Genomic DNA, 12,674 nt, shown 5'->3' with positions numbered 1-12,674 from the left:
CAGCAACCGGTCAGTCGGGACCGAGGCCGAGCGCCACCTCGCCGGAAACCTGGGCAGCCGGCTCCTTGAGCTCGACGAACACCACGTGGGTGGGGGTGTCGCCGGTGTTCTCCCCGGCGTGCTGCTGCGCGGGCAGCCACCCCGCGGTGCCCGCCGTCAGTGTGACGTCGCGGGAGGCCCCGCCGGCGTGCAGGCGACGGCGGAAGGAGCTCAGCGTCACCATCACGCTGTCGGGGTGCTCGTGCGGCGTCGTCCGCTCGCCCGGCTCGTCGGTGTACTCGAGCACCCGCACGCGCGCGTTCTCGAACACCACCCGGTAGTGCTGGGGGTTCGTCGTCACGGGGTCCAGGTCCATGCCAGGAACCGTCCTCCGCGGGCAGGCCCGCGAGAAGGGGCTCGCGCGTGGTCAGCCGACGACGTCGAGGGTCTGGCCGCGGCGCTCGGGCAGCCCCCACGCCGCCAGGGCGGCCACGGCGAAGAAGGCGGCGAAGGTGCCGAAGACCAGCCCGTTGCCGCCGCCGTCGAGCAGCGGCGGCACGCACAGCGGGGCGGCGATGGAGGCCAGCCGGCCGAAGCCGGCCGCGGCTCCGGCCCCGGTCGCGCGCAGTGCCGTGGGGTAGACCTCCGGCGTCACCGCGTAGAGCGCGCCCCACGCGCCGAGGTTGAAGAACGACAGCAGCATGCCGCTGACGAGGATCGCGGTCTCGCCGTCGGCCCCCGCGAAGAGCCCGGCGCTCCCCGCCGAGCCGACGAGGAAGGTGGCCAGCGTCGGCCGGCGCCCCCACCGCTCGATCAGCACCGCGGCGACGCCGTAGCCCGGCAGCTGCGCCAGCGTGATCACCAGGGTGAAGCCGAACGACTTGACCAGGGAGAACCCGTCGTTGAACAGCAGCGTCGGCAGCCAGATGAAGGCGCCGTAGTACGAGAAGTTGATGCCGAACCAGACCACCCACAGCGCGGCGGTGCGCCCGCGCGTGCCGGCCGCCCACAGGGCCCGCGGGCCGGGTGGGGTCACCGGCGGGGCCGGGGGCGGCGAGGGGACGGCGTCGACGCCGGCCGCCCGCTCGAACCGGCGCACCGTCCGCTCGGCCTCGTCGACCCGGCCGCGCAGCTCGAGGAACCGGACGGACTCCGGCAGGCCGCGCCGCACGACGACGGCGTAGACGGCCGGCACCGCCCCGAGCGCCAGTGCCCAGCGCCAGCCGTCGTCGGACGAGGGGACGACGAAGTAGCCGATCAGGGCCGCGAGCGTCCAGCCCACCGCCCAGAACGCCTCGAGCAGGACGACGACCCGACCGCGCACGCGGGCCGGGGCGAACTCGCTGACCAGCGTCGAGGCGACCGGCAGCTCGGCGCCGAGCCCCAGCCCGATGAGGAAGCGGAAGACCAGCAGCGCGCCGATCGACCAGGAGAGGGCGGCCGCGCCGGTGGCCAGGCCGAAGACCAGCAGGGTGAGCGCGAAGACCTGGCGGCGCCCGAACCGGTCGGCCAGCAGCCCGCCGAGGGTCGCGCCCAGCGCCATCCCGGCGAACCCGATCGAGCCGATCCAGGACAGCTCCGTCGACGTCAGCGCCCACTGCGCCGCCAGCGCCGTCATCACGAAGGAGATGAGCCCGACGTCCATCGCGTCCAGGGCCCAGCCGAGGCCGGAGCCGAACACCAGCCGGCCGTGCTCGCGGGTGAACGGCAGCCGGTCCAGCCGCTCCGAGCGGGCGAGCGCGGCCGGCGCCCGCTCAGCCGGCTGTGCGGACATGGGCGGTGACGAGGTCGGCCACGTCGTCCGCGGCGAGCTCGGGGATCCAGTGCGGCACGCCGTCGAGTATCTCCAGCCGGTACGGGGCGTCGACGTGCTGGGCGGTCGCCTCGGTGGCGGTCCGGCCGAGGAACGCGTCGCCGGTGCTCCACACGTGCAGCGTCGGCACCCGCACGGTGCCCACGGGGTCGCGAACCCCCAGTGGCAGCGCCCGGTACCACCCCAGGGCGGAGGAGAGCGCCCCCGGCTCCTGCATCCGCGCCACGTAGTGGTCGACGACGTCGTCCGGGAGACCGCCGTGCCGCAGCGCCCGCCGCAGGGTCGCGCCGTTGCCGGCCAGGAGCAGCCGCTCGGGGAGCAGGGGCAGCTGGAACACGCCGACGTAGGTGGAGCGCAGCCCCTGGTCGCTGGTCACCAGCGCCGTGGCGATCGCCGCCGGGTGCGGGACCGACAGCGCGGTGAGCGTGCGCACCCGGTCGGGGTGCCAGGCGCCGAGGGCCCACCCGACGATGCCGCCCCAGTCGTGCCCGACGACGTGCGCGTCCTGCAGCCCTGCCGCGTCCAGGAGTGCCAGCACGTCGCCGACCGTCTCGCGCAGCCGGTAGTGCTGCCGGCCGCGGGGCCGTGCCATGGGGGAGTAGCCGCGCTGGTCGGGCGCCAGGGTGCGCAGCCCGTGCTGGTGCAGGGCCGGAGCGAACCGGTCCCAGGCGCGGGAGTCCTGCGGGAAGCCGTGCAGCAGGACGACGGCTTCGCCGTCCTCGGGGCCGGCGTCGCGGACGTCGAAGGTCAGGCCGTCGCGGCGGAAGCTGTCCACGGGGGCTGCTCTGCCCCGTGCGGGGCGTCCGCACACCGGTCAGCCGGTGCGCAGCCCCGTGAAGGTGGCGGCGACGACGGCGTCGGCCAGGGCGTCGGCGGACAGCGGACCGTCGGGGCGGTACCACTCGGTGAGCGAGTTGACCGTGCCGAAGAGCAGCCGGCCGAGCAGCGCGGGGTCGACGTCGGCGCGCACGTCGCCCTCCGCCACGGCGGCGCGCACCAGGTCGCCGGTGAACCGGTCGAACTCGCGACGCCGCTGCAGCGCGGCCCGCTCGACGTCGGAGTTGCCGCGCAGCCGCAGCAACAGCGTGACGAACGGCAGCTCGGCGGCGAGCACCCGGACCGAGCCGCGGACCAGGTGCTCCAGCCGGTCGATCGCGCGGCCCTGGCGAACCCCCGGTTCGCCGGTGACGGCGAACAGGCCGTCGAGCGCCCGGTCCAGCGCCAGCCGCAGGAGCTCGTTCTTGCCGCGCACGTGGTGGTAGAGCGCCGACTTCGTGACGCCCAGCCGCGCGGCGACGTCGTCCATGCTCGTCGCCTCGAAGCCGCGCTCCTCGAAGACGGCCACCGCGCCGGCCAGCAGCGATTCCCGTGAGTGCCCGGGACGGCCGCGGCGCGGCGGGGCCTGTGACTCAGCTCTCATGACGCGCTAGACTTTACCGACCGAACGGTCAGTAATCCACGGGAGGACGACGATGTCCGCACCGGTCGACGTCGCGGCCGACGAGCTCGAACGGGGCTTCGAGGCCACGCTGGCCGCGCAGCGCCGGATCGAGCCGCGCGACTGGATGCCCGAGGGCTACCGCGCGACGCTGGTCCGCCAGATCGCCCAGCACGCGCACTCGGAGATCATCGGGATGCAGCCCGAGGGCGACTGGCTGCTCGCCGCGCCCAGCCTGCGCCGCAAGGCGGTGCTGCTGGCCAAGGTGCAGGACGAGGCCGGGCACGGCATGTACCTGTACGCCGCGGCGGAGACCCTCGGCGTGGACCGCGACGACCTCACCGACCGGCTGGTCGAGGGCCGGCAGAAGTACAGCTCGATCTTCAACTACCCGACGCTGACCTACGCCGACGTCGGCGTCATCGGCTGGCTGGTCGACGGCGCCGCGATCTGCAACCAGGTGCCGCTGTGCCGGTCGTCCTACGGGCCGTACGCGCGGGCGATGGTGCGCATCTGCAAGGAGGAGTCCTTCCACCAGCGGCAGGGTTACGAGCTGCTGCTGACGATGATGCGCGGCACCGACGAGCAGCGGGCGATGGTGCAGGACGCCGTCGACCGCTGGTGGTGGCCGTCGCTGATGATGTTCGGCCCGCCCGACACCGACAGCCCCAACACCGCGCGCTCGATGGCGTGGGGGATCAAGCGGCACACCAACGACGAGCTGCGGCAGCGGTTCGTCGACATGACCGTGCCCCAGGCGGAGTTCCTCGGCGTCACGCTGCCCGACCCGGAGCTCTCGCTCGACCCGGCCACCGGCCACCACCGGTTCGGCGCGATCGACTGGGACGAGTTCCGCCGCGTGCTGGCCGGCGGGGGGCCGTGCAACGCCGAGCGGATCACCCGCCGCAGGGCGGCGCGCGACGACGGCGCGTGGGTGCGCGAGGCCGCCGCGGCGCACGCCGCGAAGCACGGAGCGGCGCACGCCGCGAAGCAGACCGGGAGGACGGCGTGAACGGCTGGCCGCTGTACGAGGTGTTCGTCCGGGGCAAGCGCGGGCTCAACCACGTGCACGTCGGGTCGGTGCACGCGCCCGACGCGGAGATGGCGGTGCACGCCGCCCGCGACCTCTACACCCGGCGCAACGAGGGGGTGAGCGTCTGGGTGGTGCGCTCGGCCGACATCACCGCGTCCAGCCCGGACGAGAAGGACCCGCTGTTCGCGCCCGCCGGCGACAAGGTCTACCGGCACCCGACCTTCTACCCGATCCCCGACGACGTCCCGCACCTGTGATGCACGAGGAGACCGTCTACGACGCCCTGACCGGGGCTCCCGACGACGCCCGGTGGGCGTTCGGCACCGGCTTCGACGACCCGCTGGCCGGCGTCGACACCACCGTGCCCGAGGGCGTCGCCCCGGCCGACCTCGGGGCCTACTGCCTGATGCTGGGCGACGACGCGCTGGTCCTCGCCCAGCGGCTCACCGAGTGGATCACCCGCGCCCCGGAGCTGGAGGAGGAGGTGGCGGTCGCCAACATCGCGCTGGACCTGCTCGGCCAGGCCCGCCTCCTGCTGGCCCGCACGGCCGCCGCGGGCGTCCTGGGCCCCTGCCGGGAACGGGCCGGCGCGAGCGTCCCCGACGAGGACGCGCTGGCCTACTTCCGCGACCCCGGCGAGTTCCGCTGCACCGCGCTGGCCGCCGCCCCGAACGGCGACTTCGCGCACCTGGTCGTGCGGCTGCTGGCCGCGGCCACGCTGCGGCTGGCCGCCTTCGACCGGCTGCGCTCCTCCCGCGACCCGGTGCTCGCCGCGGTCGCCGCCAAGGGGGTCGCCGAGCTCTCCTACGCCCGCGAGCACGCCGCCCGCTGGGTGGTGCGGCTCGGCGACGGCACGGCGGAGTCGCACCGGCGCATCCGGGCCGCCGTCGAGGCGGTCGCTCCGCTGCTCGCCGACGTCTTCACCCCGACCGACGTCGAGCTGCGGCTGGCCGCCGGCGGTGCCGCCGTCGACCCGGCGGCGCTGCGGGCGGAGGTGCTCGGCGTGCTCGACGCGGTGCTGGCCCACGCCACGCTGGAGCCGCCGTCCTGGCCGGCCGGGGCGCCGCCGCGTGGACGGCTGGGCGACCACGGCCCGGAGGTGGCCGAGCTGCTCGCCGGCCTCCAGGGGCTGGCCCGGGCGCACCCGGAGGCGACGTGGTGAACAGCGGCGTGCGGACCTCCCGGCCCACCGATCCCCGGACCGTCGCGGCCGGCGTCGTCGACCCCGAGCTGCCGATGCTGACGCTGGCCGACCTCGGGGTGCTGCGGGACGTCCGGCGGGAGGGCGGGACCGTCGTCGTCGAGATCACGCCGACCTACACCGGGTGCCCGGCGATGGGCGTCATGCGCGCCGACCTGGTGCACGCGTTGCACGCGGCCGGGCACGAGCGGGTCGACGTGCGCACCGTGCTGTCGCCGCCCTGGAGCACCGACCGGATCACCCCCGAGGGCAGGCGGAAGCTCGCGGAGGCCGGCATCGCGCCGCCCGGCACCGCGCCGGTGCGACCGGCCGGTCCCGTGCCGCTGCAGCTGGGCCCGTCACCCCGCCGGGCCGACTGCCCGCTGTGCGGCTCCCCGGACACCGAGGAGCTCAGCGAGTTCGGCGCCACCGCCTGCACCGCGTTGCGGCGCTGCCGGCGCTGCCGCGAGCCCTTCGAGCACGTGAAGGAGATCTGAGTGAGCGTGCTCGAGGCGCCGGTGCGCCGGCGACCGGTGTTCACGAAGCTGCGGGTGGCCCGGGTCGACCGGCTCACCGACGACGCCGCGGCGCTGACCTTCGAGGTGCCCGCGGACCTGGCCGCCGACTACGCGTTCCGGCCCGGGCAGTCGCTCACCCTGCGCCGGCTGCACGAGGGGCGCGACGAGCGCCGCGACTACTCGATCTGCGCACCCGAGGGCGGGCCGCTGCGGATCGGCGTGCGGGAGATCCCCGGCGGGCTGTTCTCCTCCTGGCTGGTGCACGAGGTCAGCCCCGGCGACGAGATCGAGGTGCTGCCGCCCACGGGCCGGTTCACCGCCGACCTCACCGCGCCCGCGCAGCACGTCTTCGTCGTCGCCGGGTCCGGGATCACCCCGGCCCTGTCGCTGGCCGCGTCGGCGCTGCGCGACGGGCGCTCGACGGTGACCCTGCTCTACGGCAACCGGCGCGCGGACACGGTGATGTTCGCCGACGAGCTGGCCGACCTGAAGGACCGCTACGCCGAGCGGCTGGCCCTGGTCCACGTGCTGTCCCGCGAGCCGCGCGACGCCGAGGTCACCAGCGGCCGGCTCGACGGCCCGCGGATCGCCCGGCTGGTCGGCGCGCTCGTCGACCCCACCACCGTGGGGCACTGGTGGCTGTGCGGGCCCCTCGGCCTGGTCGAGGCCGCGCGCGCGGTGCTCGCCGAGCTCGGCGTCGACCCGGCGCGCGTGCACCGCGAGCTGTTCTTCGCCGACGACGCCCCACCGCAGCCGGTGCGCGGCGACGCGGCCACGGTCACCGGGCCGGCCAGCGCGGTCACCGTCGTCCTCGACGGCCGGGCGACGCCGCTCACCCTCCCGCGCGACGTGCCGGTGCTCGACGCCGCCCAGAAGGTGCGCGGCGACCTGCCGTTCGCGTGCAAGGGCGGGGTCTGCGGCACCTGCCGGGCCCGGGTGGTCACCGGGGAGGTGCGCATGCGACGCAACTGGGCGCTGGAGGAGGACGAGGTCGCCGCCGGCTACGTGCTCACCTGCCAGTCGCTTCCGGTGTCCGACGAGGTCACCGTCGACTACGACGCGTGAGCTCGCGCCGTCGGGGATGATGGGCGGCGTGACGGAGCTGATCGTGCTGGTCGACGACGACGGCCGGGCCATCGGCACGATGCCCAAGCCGCTGGTGCACCACGGGGAGACCCCGCTGCACCGGGCGTTCTCGGCGTACCTGTTCGACGACGCCGGCCGCCTGCTGGTCACCCGTCGCGCCGAGGACAAGGCGACCTTCCCCGGCATGTGGACCAACACCGTCTGCGGCCACCCCGGCCCCGACGAGACCGACGGCGACGCCATCGCCCGGCGGGCCCGCTTCGAGCTGGGGCTGGGCGTCGAGGACGTCCGCCCGGCCGTGCCCGGCTACCGCTACCGCGCGGAGTTCCGCGGCGTGGTGGAGAACGAGATCTGCCCGGTCTACATCGGCCGCTTCACCGGCACGCCGGCGCCCGACCCGACCGAGGTCGGCGAGTGGGAGCTGCTCGACTGGGCGCAGTTCCGGGCCCGGCAGGACGCCGAGGGCGACGACGCGTGGTCGCCGTGGTGCCGCGAGCAGGCCCGGCTGATCGAGCAGGCGGGGCTGGCCCCCGTCGGCTGACCTGCGACCCGAGCACCCGGCCGGTCACGCAGCGGAGCCGACACACGACCGTCCGGACGGGTCCGGCGCGTCGTCCGCGGCGTTCCCGGGGCGCGCCCGGGCGGCTGCCTAGCGTCGCCGCCATGGACCGACGACGGTTCCTGCTGGCGTTGGCCGCCGGGCTGGCCACGGTCGCCACGGGGCACGGCATGGCCACCGGCACGCGCGCGGGCGAGGCGGTGCCGCTCGCCGGGCCGCGCCCCGCACCGGCCCCCCGCCCGGCGCCCGACGACGCCGTCCACCCCTCGGGCCCGGTGGACCCGCCGACCGGCGTGGTCACCGGGCTGCCCGGGGAGGGGACGTCGCTGGCGCTGACCATCGACGACGGCACCAGCAGCGACGTCGTCGGCGCCTTCGCCGCGCTGGCCGCCGACTCAGGCGTGCGGCTGACGTTCTTCCCCAACGGCCGCTACCGCTCGTGGACCGACCACGCGCCCGCGCTGCGCCGGCTGGCCGACGCCGGGCAGATCTCCTTCGGCAACCACACGTTCTCCCACCCCGACCTGACGACCCTGGACGACGCCGCGGTGGCCGAGGAGATCCGCCGCAACCGCGACTTCCTGCAGGACACCTTCGGCGCGGGGGACACCCCGTTCCTCCGGCCCCCGTTCGGCGCGCACGACGGGCGCACCGACGCGATCGCCGCCGACCTCGGCCACCCGACCATCGCGATGTGGAACGGCACGCTCGGCGACGCCCGGGTGCTCTCGGCCGCCGAGCTGCTCGGCCACGCCCGCGAGTGGTTCACCGCGCAGACGATCGTCGTCGGCCACGCCAACCACCCGACGGTCACCACCGTCTACGGCGAGCTCCTCGAACTGATCCAGGACAGGGGGCTGCGCACGGTCACCCTCGCCGACGTCTGGGCCACCCCCGGCCAGCGCTTCCGCGGCGTCTCGGCTGCCACGTCCCTCCCCGCCTGATCCTGCGCGCCGCCCGACCTGCGCGCCCCCGGGTTCTCGGAGAGGCTGTCGGCGACGGAACGGATCATGCGAGTGGAGGACCGATGCAGGAGTCGCTGAAGGGGCGCGTCGCGCTCGTCACCGGTGGGGCGAGCGGGCTGGGCCGGGCGACGGCGATCGCCCTGGCGGAGGCCGGGGCGCACGTGGCGATCGGGGACATCAACGCCGCCGGCAGCGAGGAGACCCGGACGGCGGTGGCCGACGCCGGCGGCTCGGCCGAGGTGGTGGCGCTGGACGTCACCGACGACGAGAGCCGCCGCACGGTGGTCGCCGACCTCTTCGACCGGCACGGCGACGCCTTCGACGTCCTGGTGAACGTCGCCGGCATCGACCGCCCCGGCTACGTGACCGACATCGACCTCGAGGACTTCCGCCGGGTGCAGGCGGTCAACTTCGAGGGGCCGGTCTTCCTCACCAGCGAGTTCATGAAGCGGGTGCAGCACCTGCCGGCCGAGCGCACCGCCGACGTGGTGCACATCGTCTCGCTCTCGGCGATCACCTCGGGCAGCGGCGCGATCGCCTACAACGGCTCGAAGGCCGGCTTCCTCAACGCGACCCGCTGCATCCAGCGCGAGCTGCGCGAGAAGGCGGTCCGCCAGGACGACGGCACCGAGCGGCCCTTCCCGTGCCGGGTGCAGTCGGTGATCCCGGCGGCCATGGACACCCCGATGATGGAGCAGTGGGGCATCCCGTCCCACCTGATGATGCCGCCGTCGGCCGTCGCGGAGGCCGTCCGCACCCTGCTTCTCCTGCACCCCGCCGCGTTCGTGCCGGAGATGCAGATCGTCCCGCGGCTCGAGCCCAACTTCCCCCGCTGATGCCCTCGAGGAGGCGGAACATGGTCGCAGGTCCGGAGGACCCGGTGCCCGACAGCGCGATGGCCTCGGGGTCCGACGCCGGCGAAGCCGGCGGCCACCTCGGCCCCGGCGACCTGGCGCCGGACGAGGAGCGCCTCCTGGCCGCGCTCGAGCGCGACGCCCGGCAGGAGCGCCCCACGGTCGAGGAGACGGCCGCCGAGGTGCGGGCGGCGGAGGACGAGGCGCCGCTGCCCGGCCGCGGGGGCGTGCCGGACGACGGCCTGGTCCCGCGCTTCGAGGCGCCCGGGGAGTCCTAGCCCCGGCGCAGCCGGACGGCGAGCAGCGCGACGTCGTCCTCGGCGCCCTCGGGCACCAGCCGGTCGAGCAGCTCGTCGCAGAGCTGCTCGACCGGCTCGTCGCGCAGCTCGGCCAGGGCGTCGGCCAGCACGGCGACGCCGTCGTCGAAGACCTGGTCGCGGCGCTCGACGAGGCCGTCGGTGCAGAGCAGCAGGACCGAGCCGGGCTCGACCACCCGTTCCTGCTCGGCGCGGCGGGCGGCGGGGTCGACCCCGAGGAGCAGCCCCGCCCGCTCGGCGGTCAGCAGCTCCGCGGGTCCGTCCGGTCCGAGCAGCACCGGGGGGAGGTGACCGGCGCTGGCCCAGCGCAGCCGGGTGACCCCGTCGCGGTGCGCGAGACGGCCGACCAGCACGGTCGCCATGGCACCCAGGCCGAGCCCCTCGATGGCGGCGTCCAGCCGGGAGAGCACGCCGGCCGGCCCGACCCCGCTGTCGAAGGCGATGCCCCGCAGGAGGCCGCGCAGCTGCGCCATGTCGGCGGCGGCGGAGATGTCGTGGCCGACGACGTCGCCGATCACCAGCACCGTGGAGCCGTCGGGCTGGGCGAAGACGTCGTACCAGTCGCCGCCCACCTGGGCCTCGCGGGTGGCCGGCACGTAGCGCACCGCCACCTCCAGCCGGCCGCTCTGCGGCGGCTCGGACAGCAGGCTGCGCTGCAGGGTCTCGGCGGCCCGCACGATGCTGCGCGAGCGGGCGTACAGCGCCTCGAGCAGGTGGGTGCGCAGCTGGGTGATCTCCGCGACCTGCTGCTCGGTCCACGCCTCGGACCTGCCGCGCACGGTCTCCCGCCACCGGTCGAAGGACTTCCGCGGCGACAGCCGGACCTCGTCGCCCTCCCGCGCGGCGATCGCCTTGTTGTGCGGATCGCCGCCCCAGTCGATGTGCCGCACCGCCTCGCCGCGCGACCACAGCACGAACTGCCCCTCGGGCAGCGGCAGCACCAGCACCCCGCACGCCACCTCGACCGGCGCGGCCAGGTCCGGCGCGTCCCGCTGCAGGGATTCGGTGGCCACGACGTCCTCGTGCCTGCTCGCCGCCCAGGCGGCGATCGCCTCGACCACCTCCGGCGGCGGCGGGCTGCCCTGGCTCGCGGTGTGCCCGGACAGGCGGACGGCGACGCCGTCGGCGGGCAGCAGGTCCAGCAGGCTCGGCGAGCCCAGCAGCGTGTCGGCCAGGGGGCGGTCCTCGTCGAGGGTCGCGGCGGTGAGCCAGGCGAGGGTCGAGCGCACGCGCAGGGCGCGGTCGACCTCGTCCTGCTCGGCACGGGCGACCAGCCGCAGGGACAGGGCCGAGCCGAGGAACTCGGCGGCGGCGCGGGTGGCGTACGGCGGGGCGTGCGGGCCGCTGTAGTGGTGGCAGGCGATGAGCCCCCACAGCTTGTCGTCGCGCAGCAGCGAGATCGACATCGAGGCGCGCACGCCCATGTTCTTCAGGTACTCGACGTGGATCGGGGAGACGCTGCGCAGCGTCGAGTAGGTGAGGTCCATCGGGCGGCCGCTCACCGGGTGGGCCTCCGGGAGCAGGGGAGCCGGCTCGTAGCCGACGTCGGCGATCAGCCGGATCCAGTTCTTCTCGTACAGCGCCCGCGCCTGGGCCGGGATGTCGGAGGCCGGGTAGTGCAGCCCGAGGAACGAGTTGAGGTCACCGCGCTGCGCCTCGGCGACGACCTCGCCGTTGTAGTCGGCGTCGTAGCGGTAGACCATCACCCGGTCGAAGCCGGTGAGCGTGCGGACCGCCTCTGCGGTGATGTCGAAGAGCTCCTGCAGCGACGAGGCCCGGTTCAGCTCGCCGACGGTCCCGCGCACCGCCTGGTAGGTGTTCGGGAAGGAGAACGGCCGCGGCCCGCGGGCCGGCTCCAGCTCCACGACCAGGCTCGAGGAGGGCAGGTCGCCGGGGATGGTCGTGCGGTGCAGGATCGCGTCCACGGGCACGTCATCGCCGTCGACGTCCAGGGTGATCTCGACGGGGTTGCGCTCCCGGAGGTCGCCGAACGCGCTGGCCGAGCGGATGACCGCCTCGGACGGGGCGACGCCGAGGACGTCGGCGAGCGGCCGGCCCAGGGCCTGCTCCCACGGCACGCCCGTGAGCTCGGCCAGGTTGGCCGAGACCTGCTGGACGACGTGGTCCGGGTCGCTGACCGCGATGAGCACGCCGCGGGGCTGGATGCTCCCGGGGACGTGGATCGGCTCGCGCTCGCAGTTGGTGAGGTCGACCGGCGTGCCGGGCGGCAGGAACTCGACGTCCTGCGCCGTGTCGGTCACGCGGGGACCTCGGTGGTCGCCGGGCGGCACCACCCGGCGAGCGCGGCGAAGGTGGTGCGGGCGGCGGCGAGCATCGCCTGGGGACTTCCCCCGGCGGCGACCCGTTCACGCGTCGCGCGCCGGAAATCGGCCCACATGGCGCCGGTCCGCTCGCCGTAGGGGGAGAAGGCGCCGATGCGGACGCCGGCCAGCGCGGGCAGCGCGGCGAGGTGCCGGTCGATGAACGTGCCGCCCAGGGTCGAGCCCTCCAGCACGTACAGCCGGCCGAGGGCCTCGTCGGTGCCGGTCACCGGCGGGAGGTCGGGCGTGGCCGCCGCGGCGGGGGCGCCGAGCGCCGCCAGGTCGGCCGCGAACAGGTCGGCCCGTCGGCGGCGGGCCCAGGAGAGGCGGTCGGCGTCGGCGGGGTGCTGCTGCGCCCACGCGTCGAGCCCGGCCTCCGCGGACCGCCAGAAGCCGTGCATCCGCTCCAGGACGGCGACCAGCCGGGCGGGCGTCAACCCGGGATCGAGCAGGTCCAGGGTGCGCTCGACGTCCTCGTGCTCGTCGGCCGTCCCGCTGCGCAGCAGCCGCAGGACGTCGTCCTCACCGCTGCGGGCGCGCTGCCCGGTCGCGTTCTCTCCCGCAGCCATCCGGTCGAGGGTAGGCGACCGGCATCGCGATCTTGGTTGCGG

General features: G+C 75.4%; 15 protein-coding genes. 9 read left to right on the top strand and 6 right to left on the bottom strand.

What is annotated here, in order from left to right; translation table 11 throughout:
- Positions 1 to 10: 10 nt before the first annotated feature.
- From DQ241_RS07220 to DQ241_RS07205, 4 genes are read right to left on the bottom strand one after another with little or no spacing between them, the layout of a single operon-like run.
- Positions 11 to 355: a cupin domain-containing protein gene (locus tag DQ241_RS07220; RefSeq protein ID WP_113829523.1), complete on the bottom strand. Its 345-nt coding sequence runs from the start codon at positions 353 to 355 to the stop codon at positions 11 to 13.
- A 51-nt stretch (positions 356 to 406) separates the two neighbouring features.
- Positions 407 to 1,753 carry an MFS transporter gene (locus tag DQ241_RS07215; RefSeq protein WP_113829522.1) on the bottom strand — a complete coding sequence of 449 codons (1,347 nt, stop codon included), beginning with the start codon at positions 1,751 to 1,753 and terminating at the stop codon, positions 407 to 409.
- Positions 1,734 to 2,567: an alpha/beta fold hydrolase gene (locus DQ241_RS07210; protein ID WP_113829521.1), complete on the bottom strand. Its 834-nt coding sequence runs from the start codon at positions 2,565 to 2,567 to the stop codon at positions 1,734 to 1,736. The genes DQ241_RS07215 and DQ241_RS07210 overlap by 20 nt, the downstream gene beginning before the upstream one ends.
- A gap of 39 nt (positions 2,568 to 2,606) precedes the next feature.
- Complete coding sequence (locus DQ241_RS07205; protein ID WP_113829520.1) at positions 2,607 to 3,212, bottom strand: TetR/AcrR family transcriptional regulator; 606 nt, start codon at positions 3,210 to 3,212, stop codon at positions 2,607 to 2,609.
- Positions 3,213 to 3,264: 52 nt separating this feature from the next.
- Here DQ241_RS07205 and paaA point away from each other — a divergent pair, with 52 nt between their 5' ends.
- From paaA to DQ241_RS07160, 9 genes are all read left to right on the top strand, one after another.
- Positions 3,265 to 4,242 carry a 1,2-phenylacetyl-CoA epoxidase subunit PaaA gene (paaA, locus tag DQ241_RS07200; protein ID WP_113829519.1) on the top strand — a complete coding sequence of 326 codons (978 nt, stop codon included), beginning with the start codon at positions 3,265 to 3,267 and terminating at the stop codon, positions 4,240 to 4,242.
- Positions 4,239 to 4,520: a 1,2-phenylacetyl-CoA epoxidase subunit PaaB gene (gene paaB, locus DQ241_RS07195; RefSeq protein WP_113829518.1), complete on the top strand. Its 282-nt coding sequence runs from the start codon at positions 4,239 to 4,241 to the stop codon at positions 4,518 to 4,520. Before paaA ends, paaB begins: the two co-directional genes overlap by 4 nt.
- Positions 4,520 to 5,425 carry a 1,2-phenylacetyl-CoA epoxidase subunit PaaC gene (gene paaC, locus DQ241_RS07190; protein WP_113829928.1) on the top strand — a complete coding sequence of 302 codons (906 nt, stop codon included), beginning with the start codon at positions 4,520 to 4,522 and terminating at the stop codon, positions 5,423 to 5,425. Before paaB ends, paaC begins: the two co-directional genes overlap by 1 nt.
- Positions 5,419 to 5,940: a 1,2-phenylacetyl-CoA epoxidase subunit PaaD gene (gene paaD, locus DQ241_RS07185; protein WP_113829517.1), complete on the top strand. Its 522-nt coding sequence runs from the start codon at positions 5,419 to 5,421 to the stop codon at positions 5,938 to 5,940. The genes paaC and paaD overlap by 7 nt, the downstream gene beginning before the upstream one ends.
- Positions 5,941 to 7,026: a 1,2-phenylacetyl-CoA epoxidase subunit PaaE gene (paaE, locus tag DQ241_RS07180; protein WP_233492287.1), complete on the top strand. Its 1,086-nt coding sequence runs from the start codon at positions 5,941 to 5,943 to the stop codon at positions 7,024 to 7,026.
- A gap of 28 nt (positions 7,027 to 7,054) precedes the next feature.
- Positions 7,055 to 7,588 carry an isopentenyl-diphosphate Delta-isomerase gene (gene idi, locus DQ241_RS07175; RefSeq protein ID WP_233492286.1) on the top strand — a complete coding sequence of 178 codons (534 nt, stop codon included), beginning with the start codon at positions 7,055 to 7,057 and terminating at the stop codon, positions 7,586 to 7,588.
- A gap of 122 nt (positions 7,589 to 7,710) precedes the next feature.
- Complete coding sequence (locus DQ241_RS07170; RefSeq protein ID WP_113829515.1) at positions 7,711 to 8,550, top strand: polysaccharide deacetylase family protein; 840 nt, start codon at positions 7,711 to 7,713, stop codon at positions 8,548 to 8,550.
- An 83-nt stretch (positions 8,551 to 8,633) separates the two neighbouring features.
- Positions 8,634 to 9,407, top strand: a complete 774-nt coding sequence (locus DQ241_RS07165) for an SDR family NAD(P)-dependent oxidoreductase (protein ID WP_113829514.1) — start codon at positions 8,634 to 8,636, stop codon at positions 9,405 to 9,407.
- A 20-nt stretch (positions 9,408 to 9,427) separates the two neighbouring features.
- On the top strand, positions 9,428 to 9,703 hold the full coding sequence (locus DQ241_RS07160) for a hypothetical protein (RefSeq protein WP_113829513.1): 276 nt from the start codon (positions 9,428 to 9,430) through the stop codon (positions 9,701 to 9,703).
- Here the strand turns inward: DQ241_RS07160 and DQ241_RS07155 are convergent.
- Complete coding sequence (locus DQ241_RS07155; protein ID WP_113829512.1) at positions 9,700 to 12,003, bottom strand: SpoIIE family protein phosphatase; 2,304 nt, start codon at positions 12,001 to 12,003, stop codon at positions 9,700 to 9,702. The two genes, DQ241_RS07160 and DQ241_RS07155, sit on opposite strands and share 4 nt — an antisense overlap.
- Entirely contained in the window at positions 12,000 to 12,632 is a 633-nt protein-coding gene (locus DQ241_RS07150; RefSeq protein WP_113829511.1) for a biliverdin-producing heme oxygenase, read from the bottom strand. Before DQ241_RS07150 ends, DQ241_RS07155 begins: the two co-directional genes overlap by 4 nt.
- Between the last annotated feature and the right edge of the window lie 42 nt (positions 12,633 to 12,674).

It is taken from the genome of Blastococcus sp. TF02A-30, assembly GCF_003319185.1.
Lineage (GTDB): Bacteria > Actinomycetota > Actinomycetes > Mycobacteriales > Geodermatophilaceae > Blastococcus.
Note: the sequence above shows the minus strand (reverse complement) of the source record. Positions and strands in the feature narration are given on the sequence as shown.